At 66.8% G+C, this 20,681-nt stretch carries 17 protein-coding genes and 1 pseudogene; 10 read left to right on the plus strand and 8 right to left on the minus strand.

Going from position 1 to position 20,681, the window contains the following annotated elements:
- Window positions 1–55: 55 nt before the first annotated feature.
- On the minus strand, window positions 56–2,107 hold the full coding sequence (locus tag AC3WRR_RS11280; RefSeq protein ID WP_492296983.1) for a LamG-like jellyroll fold domain-containing protein: 2,052 nt from the start codon (window positions 2,105–2,107) through the stop codon (window positions 56–58).
- Between the two features lie 181 nt (window positions 2,108–2,288).
- Window positions 2,289–3,008 (minus strand): GntR family transcriptional regulator, encoded by a 720-nt coding sequence (locus AC3WRR_RS11285; RefSeq protein WP_439669954.1) that lies wholly within the window; start codon window positions 3,006–3,008, stop codon window positions 2,289–2,291.
- A gap of 180 nt (window positions 3,009–3,188) precedes the next feature.
- Between AC3WRR_RS11285 and AC3WRR_RS11290 the strand changes: the two genes are divergently transcribed.
- The 5 genes from AC3WRR_RS11290 (at window position 3,189) to AC3WRR_RS11310 (ending at window position 9,866) form a co-directional block, all read left to right on the plus strand.
- Entirely contained in the window at window positions 3,189–4,409 is a 1,221-nt protein-coding gene (locus tag AC3WRR_RS11290) for a pyridoxal-phosphate-dependent aminotransferase family protein (RefSeq protein ID WP_492296985.1), read from the plus strand.
- 118 nt (window positions 4,410–4,527) lie between these two features.
- Window positions 4,528–5,832, plus strand: a complete 1,305-nt coding sequence (locus AC3WRR_RS11295) for an MFS transporter (protein WP_010814097.1) — start codon at window positions 4,528–4,530, stop codon at window positions 5,830–5,832.
- Between the two features lie 92 nt (window positions 5,833–5,924).
- Complete coding sequence (locus AC3WRR_RS11300; RefSeq protein WP_492296987.1) at window positions 5,925–7,451, plus strand: amidase family protein; 1,527 nt, start codon at window positions 5,925–5,927, stop codon at window positions 7,449–7,451.
- Between the two features lie 109 nt (window positions 7,452–7,560).
- The gene (locus AC3WRR_RS11305) at window positions 7,561–9,009 is read left to right on the plus strand and encodes an MFS transporter (RefSeq protein ID WP_492296988.1); all 1,449 of its coding nucleotides are present in this window, start codon (window positions 7,561–7,563) and stop codon (window positions 9,007–9,009) included.
- Between the two features lie 92 nt (window positions 9,010–9,101).
- On the plus strand, window positions 9,102–9,866 hold the full coding sequence (locus AC3WRR_RS11310; protein ID WP_058697059.1) for a fumarylacetoacetate hydrolase family protein: 765 nt from the start codon (window positions 9,102–9,104) through the stop codon (window positions 9,864–9,866).
- Window positions 9,867–9,891: 25 nt separating this feature from the next.
- On the opposite strand, the gene AC3WRR_RS11315 is transcribed toward AC3WRR_RS11310, so the two are convergent.
- Genes AC3WRR_RS11315 through AC3WRR_RS11325 form a run of 3 tightly spaced genes read right to left on the minus strand, consistent with a single transcriptional unit; the run spans window position 9,892 to window position 12,486 of the window.
- Window positions 9,892–10,041 carry a DUF2474 domain-containing protein gene (locus tag AC3WRR_RS11315; protein ID WP_084187059.1) on the minus strand — a complete coding sequence of 50 codons (150 nt, stop codon included), beginning with the start codon at window positions 10,039–10,041 and terminating at the stop codon, window positions 9,892–9,894.
- Window positions 10,041–11,048 carry a cytochrome d ubiquinol oxidase subunit II gene (gene cydB, locus AC3WRR_RS11320; protein WP_492296991.1) on the minus strand — a complete coding sequence of 336 codons (1,008 nt, stop codon included), beginning with the start codon at window positions 11,046–11,048 and terminating at the stop codon, window positions 10,041–10,043. The genes AC3WRR_RS11315 and cydB overlap by 1 nt, the downstream gene beginning before the upstream one ends.
- 4 nt (window positions 11,049–11,052) lie before the next feature.
- On the minus strand, window positions 11,053–12,486 hold the full coding sequence (locus tag AC3WRR_RS11325) for a cytochrome ubiquinol oxidase subunit I (protein ID WP_011617059.1): 1,434 nt from the start codon (window positions 12,484–12,486) through the stop codon (window positions 11,053–11,055).
- A 424-nt stretch (window positions 12,487–12,910) separates the two neighbouring features.
- Here AC3WRR_RS11325 and AC3WRR_RS11330 point away from each other — a divergent pair, with 424 nt between their 5' ends.
- Window positions 12,911–13,666, plus strand: coding sequence for a sulfite exporter TauE/SafE family protein (locus AC3WRR_RS11330; protein WP_492296992.1), 756 nt, complete (start codon window positions 12,911–12,913; stop codon window positions 13,664–13,666).
- On the opposite strand, the gene AC3WRR_RS11335 is transcribed toward AC3WRR_RS11330, so the two are convergent.
- Complete coding sequence (locus AC3WRR_RS11335; protein ID WP_041688072.1) at window positions 13,663–13,845, minus strand: hypothetical protein; 183 nt, start codon at window positions 13,843–13,845, stop codon at window positions 13,663–13,665. The two genes, AC3WRR_RS11330 and AC3WRR_RS11335, sit on opposite strands and share 4 nt — an antisense overlap.
- Before the next feature lie 56 nt (window positions 13,846–13,901).
- Here AC3WRR_RS11335 and AC3WRR_RS11340 point away from each other — a divergent pair.
- From AC3WRR_RS11340 to AC3WRR_RS11355, 4 genes and pseudogenes are all read left to right on the plus strand, one after another.
- Window positions 13,902–15,074 (plus strand): annotated as a pseudogene (locus AC3WRR_RS11340) (NAD-dependent succinate-semialdehyde dehydrogenase); the annotation flags it as partial.
- A gap of 37 nt (window positions 15,075–15,111) precedes the next feature.
- The gene (hpaI, locus tag AC3WRR_RS11345) at window positions 15,112–15,921 is read left to right on the plus strand and encodes a 4-hydroxy-2-oxoheptanedioate aldolase (protein WP_492296994.1); all 810 of its coding nucleotides are present in this window, start codon (window positions 15,112–15,114) and stop codon (window positions 15,919–15,921) included.
- Between the two features lie 25 nt (window positions 15,922–15,946).
- Window positions 15,947–17,392 carry an FAD-binding oxidoreductase gene (locus AC3WRR_RS11350; RefSeq protein ID WP_011617063.1) on the plus strand — a complete coding sequence of 482 codons (1,446 nt, stop codon included), beginning with the start codon at window positions 15,947–15,949 and terminating at the stop codon, window positions 17,390–17,392.
- A gap of 156 nt (window positions 17,393–17,548) precedes the next feature.
- Window positions 17,549–18,637, plus strand: coding sequence for an MBL fold metallo-hydrolase (locus tag AC3WRR_RS11355; protein ID WP_439669962.1), 1,089 nt, complete (start codon window positions 17,549–17,551; stop codon window positions 18,635–18,637).
- 23 nt (window positions 18,638–18,660) lie between these two features.
- Here the strand turns inward: AC3WRR_RS11355 and AC3WRR_RS11360 are convergent, their stop codons facing one another.
- Window positions 18,661–19,305, minus strand: coding sequence for a GNAT family N-acetyltransferase (locus AC3WRR_RS11360; RefSeq protein ID WP_454749504.1), 645 nt, complete (start codon window positions 19,303–19,305; stop codon window positions 18,661–18,663).
- Between the two features lie 22 nt (window positions 19,306–19,327).
- On the minus strand, window positions 19,328–20,677 hold the full coding sequence (locus tag AC3WRR_RS11365; RefSeq protein ID WP_439669965.1) for an aminotransferase class I/II-fold pyridoxal phosphate-dependent enzyme: 1,350 nt from the start codon (window positions 20,675–20,677) through the stop codon (window positions 19,328–19,330).
- Window positions 20,678–20,681 lie beyond the last annotated feature (4 nt).

Raw genomic sequence — 20,681 nt, forward strand, 5'->3', positions numbered from 1 at the left:
GGGGGGAAGGGTCGGTGAGGAACCCGTTCCGTGACGAAACGGGCTCCGGCCGGATTTAAGGATTGAGCGTGGACAGCGGCTGGCGTGCGCCGGTGATGGCCTTCAGCTCGTCCAGCGACAGCACGCGCGTCCACATCGCCAGGTCGTTGAAGCCCATCACGCCCTTGAGCGCGCCGGGGTTGTTGCCCACGTAGTTGTGCGTGGCATCGTCGTTCACGCCCCAGCCGGTGCCGAGCCCGGCCAGCTTGGTCACGTCGGTATTGGTGATCGCCTTGTTCTCGGTCTTCTGCAGGCCCAGCACCGGATCGATGACATAGGCGCTGAAGCGCCTGGCTGTCGCATCGACCGACAGCGCCAGGTAGGCCCACTGGTTGGCCGACACCTTCATGCCGTTGATGTCGTCGCGTTTGCCGCTGCCGCTGCCCAGGTTGAAGCGGATCTCGCAGCTGCCGAACAGCGCGACGGCAATGCCGGGGTTGCCGCCCGAGATGTAGTTCTTGTTGGACAGGATGGGCTCGCCGGTGCCGTTGCCCTGGGTGCAGTCGGTGCGGAACCAGAAGCCGATGGTGAACTGCGGGCTCTGCGTGATATCGGCAGCGTTGTACGCCAGCTTGTAGCTGTCGACACGCGAGTCCAGCTGCAGCGACTGGCTGCTGAAGTTGTCGGCAGCCAGCGTGCCGCCGTCAAGGCTTGCCGCCCACGGGCCGAGCGTGGCGGCGTTCTTCGCATCGGCGAACGGCTTGCTGTCGAGGCTGAAGTACGTGGCCAGCCCATTGAGCAGCGTCGGCGCCAGCATGACCGGCTTGACGTAGTGGATCTGCGCCAGGTACGACACCGGCACGTCATTGCGCACCAGCGTGTAGTTGAACTGGTACAGGCCCGTGGCCATGTTGAAGGCCTTGTCGGTGAACTGCCGCACCTCAGGTCCCAGCGAGGCGATCTGCACGCCGTCGCGCAGCACGCGGGTGACGCCGAAGGCTTCGGTCGGGTTCTGCCAGCCCAGCGTGATGGCGTCGTTGTACTGGCTGATGCTGGCGCCGATGGCTCGCACGCCTGCGTTGGCGGTGGTCAGCGCCGAACCGTCCAGCCGCGTGGTGGCCGGGTCAAGCGCCACGCCGGCGTGGGCCAGCACGGTCGGGACGAGATCGGCTTCGGTCGGCAGCGCCGACAGGTCCGCCGGGGTGTCCGGCGCTGCTGCGCCAGGTTTGGCCAGCGCGCCGTTGAGCGCCTTGTTGGTGGCGAGGAAGGCGGTGCGGTTCTCCACCGTCGGCACCGTGGTGGTGGCGCCGGTGGCATCCAGGCCGTGGCTGGTGGTGACCATCACCAGCCAGTCTTCACCCGGCTGCCCCTGGCTGCGCGCGGCGACGGCGCCGAGCAGCTCGCCCAGCGCCTTGTCGATGCCGGCCAGGGCCGTGGCATAGGCGCCGTTGCCGAAGCCGCCGGCTTCTGCCGCCTGTGCCGGCGCGCTGTATTGCGCAAACACTACGCCATAGCCGGACTGCACCTGCCGCACGGCGTTCTGCGTGACGCAGCTGTCGACCCCGGCGCAGTCAATCAGCGTATCGAGCATGCCCGCTTCCTGCTCGGCCTTGAGCAGGCCCGGCAGCACCCCCGAACTGGTGGATGCGCCTTGCTGCAGGCCGGGTTTGCCGGCCGCGCGCAGGTAGCGGAATACGGTGGGGGCCTGCAGTGCGGTGCTGCCGGTATCGTCTTCGATGCCGTGGCGGTTGGCCCAGGCGCCGGTCAGCACCGTGGCCCAGCTGGGCGCGTCCAGCGGCGGCTGCGCGGTGATGGTGCCGGGCATGCCGCCGGTGGCGGTGGGCACCAGGTTCAGCCGGGCCAGGTTGGGCAGCTCGCGCCGCAGCAGCGCGCCCTGCACCTGGGCATAGGTGGCACCGTCCACGCCGACCAGCAGCACGCGCGGGCCGCCGGCACCGGCAGGCGGCGGGGTCTTGATGGTGGTGTCGTTCGGTGCGGTTGTCGGCGCGGTGTCATCGCCGCCGCCGCAGCCGGCCAGTGTTGCCGCCAGTGCGGCGATCATGGTGGCGGCCAGCACACGGCCGCGCGACATCCCCGCCAGCCTGTCCGGTGCAAGGTTCCCTGCCATCTTTGATTCCCCTGTTCATCTGCGTTGTTGTGCGCCGGCGGCAGGTGCCGCGTGGCGGATTGCGTTTGCCGCAATGCGCTCGCAGAGTAAGAACCGGGGTTGTCACCGTGGTGACAGCGGGGCAAAGAATGCTGATGGGGCTATTCGGATTCTTGAGGTGAGGGTGGCGCCAGCGTCCGTCCTATGCCTGCGGTGTGCCGCCGGCATCGCCTGCCTGGATCAGCAGCACCGCGTCGCGCTTGTCCAGCAGGTGCTGGCGCAGGATGGCCGCAAGCCGCTTGCCGTCGCGTGCTTCAAGTGCCTGCAGCATCTCTTCGTGGTCGCGGATGGCGCTGTCCCACTTCGGCTTCTGATAGTTGGAGCGGAAGCGCAGTGCCTGCAGTCGCCGGTTCACAGACAGATAGGTCTGGCGCAGCGCCGAATTGCGGGCCGCCAGGTTGATGCGGTCATGGATCTGGTGGTTGATGCGGTAATAGCCGGGCAGGTCGTCGTTTGCCCGGCAGGCCAGCATTGCATAGTGCAGGGCCTTGATCTCGGCCAGTTCCACGGCCGTGATGCGTTCACAGGCCAGTTCGCCGGAAAACGCTTCCAGCCCGCTCATCAGCTCAAACGTGTCCTGGATCTCCGCCCCGGACAGGCGCGAAACGGTTGCCCCGCGGTTGGGCGAGATATCGATCAGGCCCTCTGCCGCCAGCACCTTCAGGGCCTCGCGCAGCGGCGTGCGGGAGATGCCCAGGGTCTCGCACAGTTCGCGCTCATTGAGCTTCCTGCCCGGTTCCAGGGTGCCCTCGACGATGAACGTGCGCAGGTGGGCCACCACGGTGTCGTGCAAGCGTTGCCGTTCGAGCCTGGGCAGTACGGGGGCCGGCGAATCCGTGCCAGAAGTTGCGACAATTTGCATTCAAAATTCCTATCGCGTGATTGCGTTCAATTTTAGCAGACCCTTAACTGGAACTCAAAAATGCAAGTAAACCCTTGTATTGTGGGGTAAACGCTAGAGAATTTCGGCGCAATCCCGGCTGTTTTCCCGTCACTCCTCTGATAAAGTATTTTGCATTCAAAACTCAACAGGAGGAGTCAAATGCTTAATCTCAACTTCCATCCCGCCGGCCGCCACTTCCTGCAGATCCCCGGGCCGAGCCCGGTTCCCGATCGCATCCTGTGCGCCATCAGCTATCCGACCATCGATCATCGCGGCCCGGAATTCGGCGCGCTGGGCCTCAAGGTGCTGGACGGCATCAAGAAGATCTTCAAGACCGAGCAGCCGGTGGTGATCTATCCGGCTTCGGGCACGGGGGCCTGGGAAGCGGCGCTGTCGAACACGCTGAGCCCTGGCGACACGGTGCTGATGTTCGAGACCGGCCACTTCGCCACGCTGTGGAAGAAGATGGCCGAGAACCTGGGTATCAAGCCCGAATTCCTCGGCCTGCCGGGCGTGGAGGGCTGGCGCCACGGGGTGCAGGCCGACATGATCGAGGCCCGCCTGCGTGCCGACAGCGCGCATGTGATCAAGGCGGTGTGCGTGGTGCACAACGAGACCTCGACTGGCGTGACCTCGGATATCGCCGCCGTGCGCCGCGCCATCGATGCGGCCGGACACCCGGCGCTGCTGCTGGTCGACACCATCTCGGGGCTGGCGTCCGCCGATTACCGGCATGACGAGTGGGGCGTGGATGTGACCGTGTCCGGCTCGCAGAAGGGCCTGATGCTGCCGCCTGGCATCAGCTTCAATGCGGTCTCGCCCAAGGCCATCGCAGCTTCCCGCACGGCCCGGCTGCCGCGCAGCTTCTGGGGCTGGGATGAAATCATCGAGATGAACCGGACCGGCTACTGGCCCTATACCCCCAGCACGAACCTGCTTTATGGCCTGTCCGAAGCCCTCGACATGATCCTTGAGGAAGGGCTGGACAACGTCTTCACCCGCCACCAGCGCCTGGCCGAAGCCTGCCGCCGCGCGGTCAAGGCCTGGGGCATGGAGATCCAGTGCGCGGACCCGGCCGTCTACAGCCCGGTGCTGACCGGCGTGATGATGCCCGAGGGGATCGACGCGGACGTGGTGCGCAGGAACATCTATGACCGCTTCAACATGTCGCTCGGCGCCGGCCTGGGCAAGGTCAAGGGCCGCATGTTCCGTATCGGCCATCTGGGCGACTGCAACGACCTCACGCTGATGGCCACGCTGGCCGGCTGCGAGATGGGCCTGAAGATCTCGGGCGTTTCGCTCGCGGGCAGCGGCACCGTTGCCGCCATGGACTATCTCGCCACGCACGCGACGCCGCTGCCGCTCAAGGCTGCCGCCTGACGCAGTCACTGCCTTCCGAGACGGGGGCGGGCGCCGCGCGTGCGCAACGCCCCCGCCGGACTGGTCGCAACGGATCAGCGCAGCACTGCCGTACCTGACAAAAAACAGAGGAGACGCTGTGGATACAACCCTGCAGGCGGGAACAAAGATCAGGACGTTCGAGGATGCGACCTATCGCAAGGTGAGCTGGAGGCTGGTGCCATTCCTGATGGTCTGCTTCCTGATCGCTTATCTCGATCGCGTCAACGTAGGTTTTGCCAAGCTCCAGATGTCGCAGCAACTGGGCTTCAGCGAAACCGTCTACGGGCTGGGCGCCGGGATTTTCTTTATCGGCTACTTCCTGTTCGAGGTGCCTAGCAACCTGGCATTGCACAAGTTCGGCGCCAAGGTGTGGATCGGCCGGATCATGATCACGTGGGGGATACTCTCTGCGTGCTTTGCGTTCGTGCAGACGCCAACCCAGTTCTACACGCTGCGCTTCCTGCTGGGCCTGGCCGAAGCCGGCTTCACGCCAGGCATCGTGTACTACCTGTCGTGCTGGTACCCGTCGCACCGGCGTGCCAAGATCATGGCCATCTACTGCATGGGCTCGCCGCTGTCCGGCATCATCGGCAACCCGCTGTCCGGCTTCCTGATGGGCAGCATGGCCGGCGTGTCTGGCCTGGGCGGCTGGCAATGGATGTTCGTCATCGAGGCGGTGCCGGCGGTGCTGCTGGGGTGCTTCTGCTTCTACTACCTGGACAACTCCATTGCCAAGGCCAAATGGCTGACCAGCGCGGAGAAGCAGGTCCTTGAACTGGCCAAGTCGGAAGACGTCAAGGCGGTGGACCCGCAGGCACGCGTCGGCAAGGTGTTTACCGATCCGCGCGTCTGGCTGATCAGCCTGATCTGCTTCTGCTATGTCACTGGCCAGTACGGCATCACGCTCTGGCTGCCCACGTTCATCAGGTCGACCGGTGTCAGCGACCCGCTCCATATCGGCATGCTGAGCGCGATACCGTATATGGCGGCCATTGTCTCGATGTACTTCTTCGGCCGCAGCGCCGACAAGCACCGCGAGCGGCGCTGGCATTTGATCATCCCGTGCATGATGGGCGCGATCGGTTTCCTGGCGTTGCCCTGGGTCATGCACAACACCGCGCTGTCCCTGGTGTTCCTGTCGATCGCCGCAGCCGGCATCCTGACCTGCACGCCGCTGTTCTGGTCCCTGCCGACGGCTTTCCTCAGCGGCGCGGCGTTGGCCACGGCCATCGCCATGAGCAACTCGATCGGCAACCTTGCCGGCTTTACCAGCGGCTACATGATCGGCTACCTGCGCGACGTGACCCAGAGCGGCAACAGTGCTTACTACATGATTGCCGGGATGCTGATGCTGGGTGCGTTCTGCATCTGGACAATACCTGCCCGCCTGGTCAACCGATAGCGAGTCAAGGCGGGGGCGGCACCGTGCCGCTGCCCCGCCTGCCCATCACCTCGCAAACACTTCGCGCCCTTGCCGGCGCATGGAAGGCTCTCATGACAAACTCGTACCAACCGGTGCCAGACGGCCCCGGCCATCACGCGCCGTTCAGCGTGGTGGAAGCCACCGTTGCCAGCGCGCATGCCGCGATGCGCGACGGCAGGCTGACGGCGCGCCAACTGGCCAGCGCCTGCCTCGCGCGCATCTCGGCCTATGACCAGGACGGTCCCGCCCTGCGCAGCATCCTGCAGGCCAACCCGCAGGCGCTGGAAGAGGCCGGCCGCATCGACGCCGTGGCGGGCCGCAACCCCACACGGCTGCTGGCGCCGCTGCATGGCATCCCGGTGCTGGTCAAGGACAACATCGAATGCGGCGGCATGGAAACCACCGCCGGCGCCGCCTGCCTGCGCGGCAACCTGTCCGCCGACGATGCCTTCGTCATCCGCCGGCTGCGCGAGGCGGGTGCCATCGTCCTGGCCAAGACCAACCTGCACGAGCTTGCCTCCGGCGGCGAGACCGTCAGCACCTTGTCCGGCCAGACCCTCAATCCCTATGACCTGACCCGCACGCCCGGCGGTTCCAGCGGCGGCACCGGCGCCGGCATCGCAGCCAGCTTCGGCCTGCTCGGCATCGGCACCGACGGGGTCAATTCCATCCGCTCGCCGGCCTCGGCCAACAACCTGGTCGGCCTGCGTCCGACCATGGGCCTGGTCAGCCGGGCCGGGCTGGTCCCTTGCGGGCTGACGCAGGACACCATCGGCCCGATCACCCGTACCGTCGCCGATACGGCGCTGCTGCTCGATGTCATCGCCGGCCATGACCCGGCCGACCCGGTCACCAGCCAGGGCGCGCCCCACATCCCGGCGAGCTATGCCGCCAGCCTCGACCGCGACGGACTCAGGGGGGCGCGCATCGGCGTGTTGCGCCATTTCTTCGGCGACCAGGATGTGCATCGTCCCGTCAACGCCGTGATGCAGGCAGCGCTGGCCACCATCGCTGCACAAGGCGCCGAGCTGATCGCGATTGAAGACGCCATCAGCCCGGACGAGCTGCTCGCGTCCACGCTTGTGCACCACTACGAGATGGAGCGCGATCTCGATGCCTACCTGGCGGGGCTGCCCCCCGGCGTCCCGGTGCGATCGATGCAGGACATCATCGCTGCCGGTTCTGTCCATCCAAGCGTGGCGGGCACCCTTACCACCGCGGCAGCGCTGAGCGAGCGGGAAGGGGAGTACCGCGAACGCCTGCAGCGCCAGCAGGCATTGCGCCAGCGGCTGCAGGACCTGATGGCGCGGCATCGGCTTGACGCGCTGGCATTTCCGCACCAGCGGCGCCTGGTGGCGCCGGTCGGCGAGACCCAGGCGGAGCGCAATGGCGTGCTCGCGTCGGCCACCGGCTTTCCGGCCATCGTGATTCCGGCCGGATTCTCGGCGCCGGACGGCAATGCCCCCCAAGGCGTACCGGTCGGCCTGGAGTTCTTTGGCCTGCCTTTCACCGAACCCGTGCTGATACGGCTGGCCTATGCGGCCGAGCAGGCCTTGCGCGCGCGCCGGCCGCCGCATTCGACGCCGGCGCTGGAATAGGCGCGCGCCGGAACGACGTTTTATCGCTGCTCTACAAACGCCCGCCGGACACGGCGGCGACAAGGTCGCGGACATAGCGCGACAACCTCGAAACGAGGAGGAGACAAAGATGGGCGCAGAAACAGTAGTTCAATCGCCGAATTCCCCACAGCAGCATGAGCTCGACCGGGCCATGGATGGCATCGGGGTGACGGCATCGCACAAGAAGATCATCTTCATGATCATGCTCGGGGTGATGTTCGATGTCTTCGAACAGAACGCCGTCGGCCTGATCGGCCCCATGCTGCGCGAGCAGTGGGGCATCTCGGTGGCGGAGATCGGCTTTCTCAATACGCTGACCTTCAGTGCCGCCGCGCTGGGACGCATCGGCTCCGGCTATATCGCGGACCGCTACGGCAGGCGCACGATGCTGAGCGCCAACCTGCTGCTGTTCACGCTGGGCGCCATCATCTGCGCGCTGGCACCGAACTATGGCGTGCTGGCGGCGGGCCGCTTTATCGTCGGTATCGGCCTGGGCGGGGAGATCTCGATCGCCGTGACCATGCTGGCCGAGCTGTGCTCGACGCGCTTCCGCGGTACCGCGGTAGGCCTGGTCAGCGTAGGTAGCGGTGGCCTGGGCAATATGCTGGCGCCGGCCTTCGGCCTGGCGGTCTTCGCCATGTTCCCGGGTCCGGACAGCTGGCGCTGGCTCTTTGCCTGCCTGGTGCTGCCGGCATTCTTCGTCGTGTTCTACCGGCGCTTTATTCCGGAGACGCCGCGCTTCCTGCTGTCCAAGGGGCGCGTGGACGAGGCCAACCGGGTGCTGTCGGTGCTGGCATCCGGCCGCCTGGGCAAGCTCGACGGCGAGCCGACGCCCTATATCAAGGCCGCGATCCAGGACGACGCGCCGCGCACCAGGGTGCGCCTGAGCGATATCTTCAAGGGCCGCCTGGGACGGCGCACGATCGCGCTGGGGATTGCGGTGTCCATGACGTACGGCGCGCAGATCTCGGTGCTGACGCTGATGCCGACCATCCTGATGTCGCAGGGCTACACCATCTCCAAGAGCTTTCTCTTCACCATGGTGATGCAGAGCGGCAGCCTGTTCGGGGCGCTCGCGGCCTCATACTGCGGCTATCACTTTCCGCGCAAGCGGGTGCTGACGACAGGCGCGGGGCTGGCCTGCGCGGCCGGGTTGTGCTTCGGCTTCCTGACGTATAACGTGGGCCTGGTGCTGCTGTTTGGCGCGTGCTTCACGTTCTGCGTGGTGTTGCTGAACACGTCAATCTGGATCTTCGCGCCGGAGCAGTATCCCACTCACGTGCGCGCGTTCGGCACCTCGCTGATCCTGGCGCTGGGCACCCTGGCAGGCGCGCTGACGCCGCTGATCAGCGGGCGGGTGTTCGAAACCTACGGCGTCGGCGGCATGTTCAGCATGCTCGCGGCGATGTACGCAGTGTTTGCGCTGGCCGTGCAGTTCGCGCCGGAAACCTTCGGCCGCGCCATGGGCGAGACCGCCGCCGATGACGAAGCCGCGCCTGCGGTCAGTGGCACCGCGGCCAGCGCCAGTGGCACCTGAGACCGGCCCGCTCCCGGCAGCGTGCTGCGCGCGCTTGCCGGGAGCGGGATGCCGGGCGATATTCATCCCTCATTCAAGGAAATACCCAAGGCATGACATCTTCCAATATCGATCGGGTCGCGCAGGCCCTGCTCAGCGCGCGTAGCGAACAGGGCTGCGCCGATGCAGAGCAATTCGCCACCGTGCTTGAGAATGCGGAACAGGCCTACGCCGTGCAGTCGGCCGTGGCCCGCGCGCTTGGCTGGCAAGCGACAGGCGCCGGCTACTGGAAATCCGGCGGCGCCTCGCGCGAGGCGGTGCTGACGCATGCCGAACTGCCGCTTGCGGGGGTCTGGACCAGCCCCGCGCATGCCGGCGACTGGCCTTTCACATGGCGCGGCATCGAGGCAGAGATTGCGTTGCGGCTGGGGCAGGGCGTTGACGCCGCGCAGGCTGCCGCCCTCGACTACGCCGGCGCGGCCGGGCTGATCGATGCGATGGCGGTGTCGATTGAAGTCGTCGATTCGCGCTGGCGGCAGTACCTCGCCGCGCCCGCGCTGCTGAAGCTGGCCGACCTGCAGTCCCACGGCGCACTGGTGCTTGGCCAGTGGCGTGACTATGCGGCGCGGGACTGGGCGGCACAGCATTGCCGGGTGCGGATCGGCACGCAAACCATCGAGCGCCGCGGCACCCACGCGCTGGGCGATCCGGCCTTTGGGCTGGCCGCCTGGCTGCGCCACGCCACGCGCGACGGGCGACGCGTAGAGGCCGGCACGGTCGTCACCACCGGCACCTGGGTCGGCATCCTGGACGCATCGGCAGGCGACCTGGTGACCGCGGAGTTCGATGGCATCGGCGAGGCCTCGGTCCAGCTCTGAGGACGGCGTTGCCCTTGACGGGGCGTCAGCTGCGCAAGCCGACGCCCTGCATGATGATCCGCAGCACCCACGCGGCCACGCCCAGTGCCGCCACGCTGGCGGCCCAGATCAGCACCAGCCAGCCGATGCGGCGCAGCCAGGTGCCGGTCCCCGGGCGCTGTGTATCCATATCCATCAGTGATAGCCCTCGCCGTGGCGCACCTTGCCGCGGAACACGTAGTACGCCCACACCGTGTACATCAGGATGAAGGGGATGATGAACAGCGCCCCAACCAGCGCAAAGCCCTGGCTTTGCGGCGGCGCGGCGGCGTCCCAGATCGAGATTCCCGGCGGGATGATATTGGGCCAGACGCTGATGGCCAGCCCGCTGTAGCCCAGGAACACCAGCCCCAGCGCGTACATGAACGGCGAGATATCCGGCTCATGCCGCAGCGCGCGCATCAGCATGAACATGCACAGCGCCACCAGGATCGGCACCGGCGAGAACCAGAACAGGTTGGGCAGGCTGAACCAGCGCTCGGCAATCTCGGGATGCGTCAGCGGCGTCCACAGGCTGATCACCGCGATCACCGCCAGCAGCAGCCACGCCAGCGAGCCGGTCAGCCTGATCATGCGCTGCTGCAACTCGCCCTCGGTCTTCATGATCAGCCAGGTGCTGCCCAGCACCGTGTAGGCAACCATCAGCCCCATGCCGCAGAACAGCGGGAAGGGCGTGAGCCAGTCCAGCGGCCCGCCGGCAAAGCGGTGGCCCTCCAGCTTGATGCCGTCGATATAGGCGCCCAGCGCCACGCCCTGGAAGAAACTGGCCGTGCCCGAGCCCAGGATGAAGGCGGCGTCCCACACCGGGCGCTCGCGGTCGTTGGCCTTGAAGCGGAACTCGAACGCCACGCCGCGGAAGATCAGGCCCAGCAGCATCAGCATCAGCGGCAGGTAGAGCGCGCTCAGCACCACTGAATACGCCAGCGGGAACGCCGCCAGCAGTCCGGCGCCGCCCAGCACCAGCCAGGTCTCGTTGCCGTCCCAGACCGGTGCCACCGTGTTCATCATCACGTCGCGGTCATGCCGGTCCGGCACGAACGGATAGAGCATGCCGATGCCCAGGTCGAAGCCGTCCATCACCACGTACATCATCACGCCGAAGAAGATGATGAAGATCCAGAGAAGCGAGAGGTCGATGCCCATGGTGTCAGCTCCGGGTGCGTGCAGTGGTGGCGGGGGCGAGCGCTTCGTCGTCATCCACGGCCGACAATGGCCGTGCCGGCGTATGCCCGCGTCCGGGGCCGCCTTCCGGCTTGGCTTCTTCCAGCGCCGGACCCTTGCGCACCAGCCGCATCATGTAGGCGATGCCGACGCCGAACACGAAGAGGTAGGCCACCACGAAGATCGCCAGCGTCGTTGCCAGTTCGGGCACGCCGTGCGGCGACACCGCGTCGGCGGTGCGCTGCAGCCCGTAGACTACCCACGGCTGGCGTCCGACCTCGGTGGTGAACCAGCCGGCCAGGATGGCGATCAGGCCGGTGGGCCCCATCCACAACGCCATATGCAGGAAGCCGCGCGAGCGGTACATGCGCTCGCCCCGGCGCAGCAGCAGGCTCCACACGCCCAACAGGATCATCAGCAGCCCCAGCCCCACCATCACGCGGAACGACCAGAACAGAATGGTGGAATTGGGCCGGTCCTGCGGCGCGAACTCCTTCAGGCCCTTGATCTGTCCGTCCCAGGAATGGGTCAGGATCAGGCTGCCCAGGCGCGGCACCTCGACCGCGAAGCGCGTCTCTTCGCGCGCCATGTCGGGCCAGCCGAACAGCAGCAGCGGCAGGCCTTCATTGCCTTTGTTCTCCCAGTGGCCTTCCAGCGCGGCGATTTTGGCGGGCTGGTGCTTGAGCGTGTTCAGGCCGTGCATGTCGCCGATCACGGCCTGGATCGGCGCGACGATCAGCAGCATCCACATTGCCATCGACAGCATCTTGCGGATGGCGGGGTTGTCGCGCCCGCGCAGCAGGTGCCAGGCGGCGGACGCGCCGACGAACAGCGCGGTGGCCAGGAATGCCGCCACGCTCATATGCACCAGGCGGTAGGGAAACGACGGGTTGAAGATGACTTCGAACCAGTTGGTCGGCACTACGCGGCCGTTGATGATCTCGAAGCCCGCCGGCGTCTGCATCCAGCTGTTGGAGGCCAGGATCCAGGTGGCGGAGATCAGCGTGCCGAGCGCCACCATCACCGTGGCAAAGAAATGCAGCCCCGGCCCGACGCGGTTCCAGCCGAACAGCATCACGCCCAGGAAGCCCGCTTCCAGGAAGAAGGCGGTCAGCACCTCATAGGTCAGCAGCGGCCCGGTGATGCTGCCCGCGAACTCCGAGAAGAAGCTCCAGTTGGTGCCGAACTGATAGGCCATCACCAGCCCGGACACCACCCCCATGCCGAAATTGACGGCAAAGATCTTGGACCAGAAGTGGTAGAGGTCTCGGTAATGCGGGCGCTGCGTGCGCAGCCAGCAGCCTTCCAGCACCGCCAGGTAGGCGGCCAGGCCAATGGTGATCGCCGGAAAAATGATGTGGAAGGAAATCGTGAACGCAAACTGCGTGCGGGCGAGGTCTAGCGCGGTCAAACCAAACATTGTTGTTCTCCGTGGCGCTGGCCTGGCGCACGCCTGGGACGGGCGCGGCGCTGCCGTCTGGCAGGCCGGGGCTGGTCGGCAGGGAGCGCCGGGGCGCGGGCCGTAGGCGCGTGCGGTAAGAGTAGTGTACGCCGCGCGCGCAGCAAAGGGCACCGTTGCTGCCGGTGGCGTACGGGTGACATATCGACGCACCCCGTGCCGCCGGCGCCGCTTCACGCGGCCCGTTGCCCTTGTCGATGGCGACCATGCTAACGGAGCCGAAATGAACCGAACAGCATCACCTCATTGAAAAAATACCGTATCAGTTTTGCGCGGCGCAGCAGAGGCAGCGGCTGACAAGCAAGGCAAAGAAGTGCATAGTCATGCGCTTCCCAGAAGCCTTTGAACATCGCGTCCGCCACTGCCTGACGCGGCCCCGCTTGCCATGGATTCGACCTTGCTGATCGTGATCGCCGGCGCCGCCGTGGCCGGCTTTGTCCAGGGGCTGTCGGGCTTTGCCTTCGGCATGGTGGCGATGTCGTTCTGGGCCTGGGCGATCGAGCCGCAGCTGGCGTCGGCCATGACCGTGTTCGGCGCGCTTACCGGCCAGCTGCTGGCGGCGGTGTCGGTGCGGCGCGGGCTGTCGTGGCGGAGGCTGTGGCCGTTCGTGGCCGGCGGCGTGGCCGGCATCCCCCTGGGCGTGGCGATCCTGCCGATGCTCGACGCACAGTGGTTCAAGGTCGTGCTCGGCGGCTTCCTGACCCTGTGGTGCCCGGTGATGCTGATGGTGCGCAAGCTGCCCCATATCGGCGTGGGCGGGCGCGTGGCCGATGGCGTTGCCGGTGCGGCCGGCGGCGTGATGGGCGGCATCGGCGGTTTCACTGGCGTGATCCCCACGCTGTGGTGCACGCTGCGCGGCTTCGACAAGGATGAACAGCGCGCGGTGATCCAGAACTTCAACCTCGCCACGCTGGCCATGACCATGGCCGCCTATGTGGGCAAGGGCATCGTCACGCGCGAGATGCTGCCGATGTTCCTGGTGGTGGCGCCCGCGATGCTGGTGCCAACGCTGCTGGGCACGCGGCTCTATCTGGGGATCAGCGAGGCCACCTTCCGCAAGGTCGTGCTGACGTTGCTGACCGTATCCGGCGTGGCGCTGCTGGCCACGTCGGCGCCGGTGTTGATGGCGCGTGCGGGCTAGACGGCCCTGACCTGCGCCGCAGCCTCGCGCAGGCATTCCACCAGCTGGTCGGTGCCGAGCGACGGCGCCCGTTCGCGCAGCGTGATGATGCCGACCGGGGGCAGGTCGACCGGCACGGCCATCTTCAGCACGTGCAACCGGCCTTCCTCCTGCAACGACAGCGCCACCGACTCAGCCATGAAACCGGCCGCGCCGCGCTGGCCGACGAAGGTGGCCTGCGCCAGGTAGGACGAGCAAGCCCCTCAAAGAGGCACGCGGCGAGGTACAGTACGGCGCGTCCTATGTCGAGTGGTTTGCCGAAGAGGCCACCCGCATCTGCGGCGATATCGTCGCCGAAGCCGAGCCTGGCCGCAAACTGCTGGTGCTGAAGGAGCCGGTGGGCGTGGTCGCGGCAATCACGCCGTGGAACTTCCCGCTGGCGATGATTGCCCGCAAGATCGCCCCCGCGCTGGCCGCCGGTTGCACGGTGGTGGCCAAGCCCGCCGAGGACACCCCGCTGACCGCGCTGGCGCTGGTATGGCTGGCGCAGCAGGCCGGCATGCCCGCGGGCGTGCTCAACATCGTCACCGCATCGCGCGAGCACACGCCGGGCATGGTCGATGCCTGGCTGGCCGACAGCCGCGTGCGCAAGATCACCTTTACCGGTTCCACGCCCGTGGGCAAGCACCTCGCGCGCGAATCGGCGGCCACGCTGAAGAAGCTGTCGCTGGAGCTGGGCGGCAACGCGCCCTTCATCGTCTTCGAGGACGCCGATCTCGATGCCGCCGTCGATGGCCTGATGGCGTTCAAGTTCCGCAACGGCGGCCAGACCTGCGTGTGCCCGAACCGGGTCTATGTGCACGACACCGTGCACGACGCCTTTGTCGAGTGCCTGGCACAGCGCGTTGGCGCGCTCCACGTCGGCCCCGCCACGGAAGAGGCCGCGCAGATCGGTCCCATGATCAATGCCCGCGCCGTCCTCAAGATCGCACGCCATGTGGAAGACGCCGTCGCCCGGGGCGCGCGCGTGGTCACCGGCGGCAAGCGCGTGCGCACCGCCGACGGCCCGCACTACTACGCACCGACGGTGCTGGCCGATGCGGCCCCCGCGATGGAGCTGTCGTGCGAAGAGACCTTCGGCCCGGTCGCGCCGATCTTTCGTTTCCGCGATGAAGCCGAGGTGATCCGCGACGCCAACGACACCCCGTTCGGCCTCGCTGCTTACTTCTACTCCAGCGACATCCGCCGCATCTGGCGCGTGGCGCAGGCGCTGGAGACCGGCATGGTCGGCATCAACGAGGGCGCGATCGCGGCCGAGGCGGCGCCGTTCGGCGGCGTCAAGGAATCCGGCTACGGGCGCGAAGGCTCGCGCCACGGGCTGGACGACTACATGCATACCAAGTACCTTTGCCAGGGTCAGCTCGGCTGAAGCGCCGGGCCCATCGATCATCGAACCGGAACACACCATGCCCGCAAACAATCCCTTCAAGACTGCGCTGGCCGCCCGCCAGGCGCAGATCGGCCTGTGGCTGTCGATGGCAACGCCATACCTGGCCGAAGTGTCCGCCACCGCAGGCTTTGACTGGCTGCTGATCGACGGCGAACACGCCCCCAACGACCTGCGCTCGACGCTGCACGCGCTGCAGGCGGTGGCGCCATACCCGGTCCAGCCCGTGGTGCGTGCCGTCGCCGGTGAAGTGCCGCTGATCAAGCAGTTGCTCGACATCGGCGCGTGCAGCCTGCTCGTGCCGATGGTGGATACCGCGGAACAGGCGCGCATGGTGGTCAGCGCTACGCGCTACCCCCCGCAAGGCATCCGCGGCGTGGGCAGCGCGATTGCGCGCGCCTCGCAGTGGAGCGCCCGCACCGACTACCTCGATGTGGCCGACGATGAAGTCTGCCTGCTGGTGCAGGCCGAAACCGTCACCGCATTGCAGAACCTGGAAGCAATCTGCGCGGTGGATGGTATCGACGGCGTCTTTATCGGCCCGGCCGACCTGGCTGCGTCGATGGGCCACCGCGGCCGCCCCGGTCACCCGGAGGTGCAGGCCGCCATCGAAGGCGCGATGCGCACCATCATTGCCAGCGGCAAGGCCGCCGGCACGCTGACGTCGGACCCGGCACTGGCACGCCGCTACCTGGACCTGGGCTGCACCTTCGTGGCCACGGGCGTGGACGTGATGCTGTATGCCAACGCCGCGCGCAAGCTTGCCGCATCGTTCCGCGAGCAGCCCTCTGACGCTCCCGCCGCAGACAAGCCTTCCGCCGCGTACTGACCCGTATCTCCTTCGCCTTACACCCATGCCAGCCGAAACCCCGACCCCAGACACCACCTTGCGCGCGATGCAGGCCATCGTTGGTGCAAGCGCCTGCCGCAGCGGCGACGCCGACACGCAGGCCTACGTCACCGACTACCGCGGCATCTACCGCGGCCAGGCCCAGGTAGTGGTGCTGCCGTCATCGACGGAAGAGGTCAGCCAGGTGCTGCAGTGGTGCCATGCCCGGCGTGTGCCGGTGGTGCCGCAGGGCGGCAATACCTCGCTGATGGGCGGCGCCGTGCCGGACGACAGCGGCACCGCCGTGGTCGTCAACCTCAGCCGCATGAACCGCGTGCTGGACCTCGACACCATCAACGACACCATGACCGTGCAGTCCGGCGTCACGCTGAGCGCGGCGCGCAGCGCCGCCGAGGCCTGGCAACGCCTGTTCCCGCTGCGCATCGGCTCCGAAGGCTCATGCCAGATCGGCGGCAACCTGTCGACCAATGCCGGCGGCACCGCGGTGCTGCGCTACGGCAATATGCGCGACCTCGTGCTCGGCATCGAGGTGGTGCTGCCCGATGGCCGCATCTACTCATCGCTGCGCGGCCTGCGCAAGGACAACACCGGCTACGACCTCAAGCAGCTGTTCGTCGGCGCGGAAGGTACGCTCGGCATCATCACCGGCGCCGTGCTCAAGCTGATGCCGCAGCCGCGCAGCAGCGCCGTGGCCTTTGTCGCCGTACAGGACCCCGCCGCGGCCGTGGCCTTGCTGGGTGAAGCCAAGCGCCTGTCCGGCCAGGCCGTGACCGCGTTCGAGCTGATCTCGCGGCCCGCGCTGGAACTGGTGCTTGAATATCTTGGCAACGTGGCTTCGCCGCTGCAGGACAAGCACGAGTGGATGGTGCTGATCGAACTCACCTCCGGGACCGATGCGGAAAGCCTCAACGCCACGCTGATGGAAATCCTCGAATCCGGCTTCAGCCAGGGCCTGGTGCAGGACGCCGCAGTGGCCGCCAGCCTGTCCGACGCCCAGACTTTCTGGCGCATCCGCGAAGAGATCTCCGACGCCCAGACCCGCACCGGCGGCAGCATCAAGTGCGATGTCTCGGTGCCGCTGTCGCGCATCGCTACGTTTGTGGAGGAAGCCTCGGCCAGGGTGCTGGAGCTGGTGCCGGACGCGCGCATGGTGATCTACGGCCATATGGGCGACGGCAATGTGCACTTCAACCCGCTGCGACCCAGGGATCAGCCAGGAAAAGAGTTCCTGGCGCAGTGGTATGAGCGGGTCTCGGCACTGGTCGACGGCATGGCCCATGCGGAAAACGGCTCGATCTCGGCCGAGCACGGCATCGGCGTGGCCAAGCGCGACGACCTGACGCGCTACAAGTCCCAGGTGGAACTGGAGCTGATGTGGCAGGTGAAGCAGGCGCTTGATCCGTTGAACCTGCTGAATCCGGGCAAGGTGCTGCCGACGCCGGCCCGATAGCTCACCGCTATTCCACACCACGGAACGCGGGCAGGGCGCGCGTAGCAGGAATCGCCCATCTGGGCTAAGGTGTCAGCTATCCAGAACGCGCGGAGCCGGGGCATTGCCGCACCGGCCAACGCGCACAGCACGGCCGGCCCACCGGCCCAGATACCGATGAGCGCCCAATCCCCCGACATCGCCCTCGCAGCCGCCCCCATCTCCCTCGAAAAGCCCGAGCTCGACTACCCCTGTGGCGACGCGCCCGAACCCGGCCGTGCCCGCGAGGTAGCGCCCGGTGTGCTGTGGCTGCGCATGCCGATGCCACTGGGCCTGAACCACATCAACCTGTGGGCCATCCGCGACGGCAGCGGCTGGGCCGCCGTCGACGCCGGGTTGCAGACCCCGGAAACCGCCCAGGCCTGGCGCGCGCTGTTCGCCGCAAGCGGCCCGCTCGCGGGCGGCCTGACGCGCCTGTTCGTGACCCATATGCACCCCGACCACATCGGCATGGCCGGGTGGCTGACCGGCAAGTTCGACTGCCAGCTGTGGATGACGCGGCTGGAATACCTGATGTGCCGCGTGCTGGCGGCGGATACGGGGCGAGCGGCGCCCGATGACGCGATCGAGTTCTATCGCAAGGCCGGCTGGGACGACGAAGCGATCGAGGTGTACCGCACCCGCTTCGGCGGCTTCGGCAAATATGTCCACGCCTTGCCCGAGAGCTTCCACCGCCTGTCCGATGCCGACACCGTGCGCATCGGCGCGCACGACTGGCAGGTCATCGTCGGCACCGGCCATTCGCCCGAACATGCCTGCCTGTACTGCCCGGCGCTGAAGCTGCTGGTGTCAGGCGACCAGGTGCTGCCGCGCATTTCCTCCAACGTATCGGTGTTCCCGACCGAGCCCGATGCCGATCCGATGCAGGACTGGCTGGCCTCGCTGGACAAGGTGCGCGCTGCCGTGCCGGACGATGTGCTGGTGCTGCCGGCGCATAACGAACCGTTCCGTGGGCTGCATGCGCGGATTGACTATCTGCGGGCGAGCCAGATGCAGGCGCTGGACCGCTTGCGTGGCGCGTTGGCCACACCGAAGCGGGCGGTGGACGTATTCGGTGAACTGTTTTCGCGGCCGATCACCGGGAGTGGCGGTTTGCTGGGGATGGCAACGGGGGAAAGCATCGCGCATCTGAACTACTTGCTGATGCGGGAAGAGGCCGTGCGGGAGCGCGGGGATGACGGGTGTTATTGGTATCGGCTCAGTTAGGCCGTTGAGGTAGGGGTTTACCCTTATTCTGTCGGTTTTTGACTGAACGTCATCCGGTCCGCGGCAAGTGAGACGGGCAGGCCCCGCGGAGCGGGGCGCTTGCCCGCAGCAACGATAAAACCCAGCCGCTTGTACAACGCTGCCGCGCGTGTATTGTGCTTGAGTACGTCAAGCACCAACTCCTGGCCGGGGTATGCAGGCAGGCGGCTCGTCTCGAGAACGTGCTGGAATAGCGCATGGAAAATGCCTGTGCCGCGCATTTCGGGCTGCGTGGCGCAATGTGCCATCAGGGTCTGATGTGCGGCGGGCTTCGGGATTTCTCGTTCGAGAAGCAGCCCGCGGCGGATGATGCCGGCCGTGCGGCGCGCGCCGAAGTGGCGCAGGAACTGGCCGGCGGCAACCGCATCGTCCAGCCAGCCCGTGCGGCTGCGGCCGTCCTGAATCGCCATCACGGCCACAGGGATGTCATCGAGGGTTGCAACGTAGTGACGACGCCAGGAAAAGCGTCCATGCCCCGCAGCCATTGCATACGCCAGGAATCCCTCGCATGCAGCATCGCTATCGTCAAACAGGAACGCGAATTCCTGCCGCCCAGAGGCTAGCACCAGCGGTGCCAGCACGCGTGCGTCGTCTGCCGTGGCTGACCGGAACCCGAGGCGATCTTGCATGGTGTGAATGCCTGTCGATGCGCTATCCGTGCGCCAGTCGCGCCACGGCGTCCACCGTGGCACTGATCTGCCCGGGCGTATGCGTGGAACAGATGAAGAAGCGCAGCCGCGCCGCCTTCTCTTCCACCGCCGGATAGAAGATCGGCTGCACGTTGATGCCCTGGTCAAAGAGTGCATTGGCCCACTGCGCTGCCTTCATCGAACTGCCGGTGATGACCGGGATCACCGAGTAGCCCGTGCTCAGGCCTGTATTGAGTCCTGCGCGGCGCGCTTCCTCCAGGAACTGGAGTCCGCGCTGCTGCAGGCTCGCCACGCGCTGCGGCTCGCGCAACATGCACTGCAGCGCGGCCAGCGATGCAGCCGCCAGCACGGGCGAAAGCCCGACGCTATAGAGGAAACCGGGAGCCAGATGGCGCAGTATGTCGATCAGTGCCCGCTCGCCTGCGATGTATCCGCCGCAGCCGGCCAGCGTCTTGCTGAAGGTGCCCATCCAGATATCGACATCGCGGCCAGCCAGCCCGAAGTGTTCGCGGATGCCAAGGCCCCGTGCGCCCATCACACCGAGCGAATGGGCTTCATCCACCATCAGGAATGCTGCGTGCCGGCGCTTTATATCGATGAAGCGATCGAGTTCCGGGAAGTCGCCATCCATGCTGTAGATGCCTTCCACGGCGATCAGCACGCGCCGGTATTGCCGGCGCACGCGCGTCAGCAACGCGTCCAGCGCTGCCCAGTCGTTGTGGGGGAAGCTCAAGCGCTTGGCGCCGCTCAGTTGCGCGCCCTGCACGATGCTGTTGTGAGCCAGCGCATCGTGCACGATCAGGTCGGACGGCCCGAACAGGCAGCCGATCACCGTGACGTTGGTGGCGTGGCCGCTGACGAATGCGACGCAGTCGTCCACGTCGTACAGCCGCGCCAGCTCCTGCTCGAGCTCACGCTGGATCGGCCGTTCGCCCGCCACGATCCGGCTGGCGGAGGCAGACGTGCCGTACCGGTCGATCGCAGCCTTGGCGCTGGCGGATACCACCGGGTCTCCGGCCAAGCCGAGATAGTTGTAGTTGGCGAAGTTGTCGTAAGTCCGCCCGTCGATTTGCGTGGTGGCGCTGGCCACTGCCTCGTGCACGCGGAAAAACGGCGACGGGATGCGCAGCCGCTCGCTCATCTGGCGGCCGATCGCCACCTGCTGGTAGGCCGGCATGGTGTCGAAGCGGGAGAGCTCCGCCAGGTTGGCCGGCGCCGTCACAGCACGCGGCGTGGCGTCGTTCGCGTCGCGAGCAGTGGCTTGCGCATCGATCTCGTTAGTCACCCGTTCCAGCTGACGCTTGAGCGCCTTGGCCGCGAGCTGCTGTCTCAACTGGTCTCCCAGTCCCATGCTT

The sequence above is a fragment of the Cupriavidus sp. FW305-3-2-15-C-LB2 genome (genome assembly GCF_058787575.1).

Coding starts and splice junctions, on each gene's coding strand:
- AC3WRR_RS11285 (WP_439669954.1), bottom strand. CDS start 3,008: ATGCAAATTGTCGCAACTTCTGGCACGGATTCGCCGGCCCCCGTACTG.
- AC3WRR_RS11300 (WP_492296987.1), top strand. CDS start 5,925: ATGACAAACTCGTACCAACCGGTGCCAGACGGCCCCGGCCATCACGCG.
- AC3WRR_RS11290 (WP_492296985.1), top strand. CDS start 3,189: ATGCTTAATCTCAACTTCCATCCCGCCGGCCGCCACTTCCTGCAGATC.
- AC3WRR_RS11325 (WP_011617059.1), bottom strand. CDS start 12,486: ATGTTTGGTTTGACCGCGCTAGACCTCGCCCGCACGCAGTTTGCGTTC.
- AC3WRR_RS11305 (WP_492296988.1), top strand. CDS start 7,561: ATGGGCGCAGAAACAGTAGTTCAATCGCCGAATTCCCCACAGCAGCAT.
- AC3WRR_RS11360 (WP_454749504.1), bottom strand. CDS start 19,305: ATGCAAGATCGCCTCGGGTTCCGGTCAGCCACGGCAGACGACGCACGC.
- AC3WRR_RS11310 (WP_058697059.1), top strand. CDS start 9,102: ATGACATCTTCCAATATCGATCGGGTCGCGCAGGCCCTGCTCAGCGCG.
- AC3WRR_RS11330 (WP_492296992.1), top strand. CDS start 12,911: ATGGATTCGACCTTGCTGATCGTGATCGCCGGCGCCGCCGTGGCCGGC.
- AC3WRR_RS11335 (WP_041688072.1), bottom strand. CDS start 13,845: ATGGCTGAGTCGGTGGCGCTGTCGTTGCAGGAGGAAGGCCGGTTGCAC.
- AC3WRR_RS11355 (WP_439669962.1), top strand. CDS start 17,549: ATGAGCGCCCAATCCCCCGACATCGCCCTCGCAGCCGCCCCCATCTCC.
- AC3WRR_RS11365 (WP_439669965.1), bottom strand. CDS start 20,677: ATGGGACTGGGAGACCAGTTGAGACAGCAGCTCGCGGCCAAGGCGCTC.
- AC3WRR_RS11315 (WP_084187059.1), bottom strand. CDS start 10,041: ATGGATATGGATACACAGCGCCCGGGGACCGGCACCTGGCTGCGCCGC.
- cydB (WP_492296991.1), bottom strand. CDS start 11,048: ATGGGCATCGACCTCTCGCTTCTCTGGATCTTCATCATCTTCTTCGGC.
- hpaI (WP_492296994.1), top strand. CDS start 15,112: ATGCCCGCAAACAATCCCTTCAAGACTGCGCTGGCCGCCCGCCAGGCG.
- AC3WRR_RS11280 (WP_492296983.1), bottom strand. CDS start 2,107: ATGGCAGGGAACCTTGCACCGGACAGGCTGGCGGGGATGTCGCGCGGC.
- AC3WRR_RS11350 (WP_011617063.1), top strand. CDS start 15,947: ATGCCAGCCGAAACCCCGACCCCAGACACCACCTTGCGCGCGATGCAG.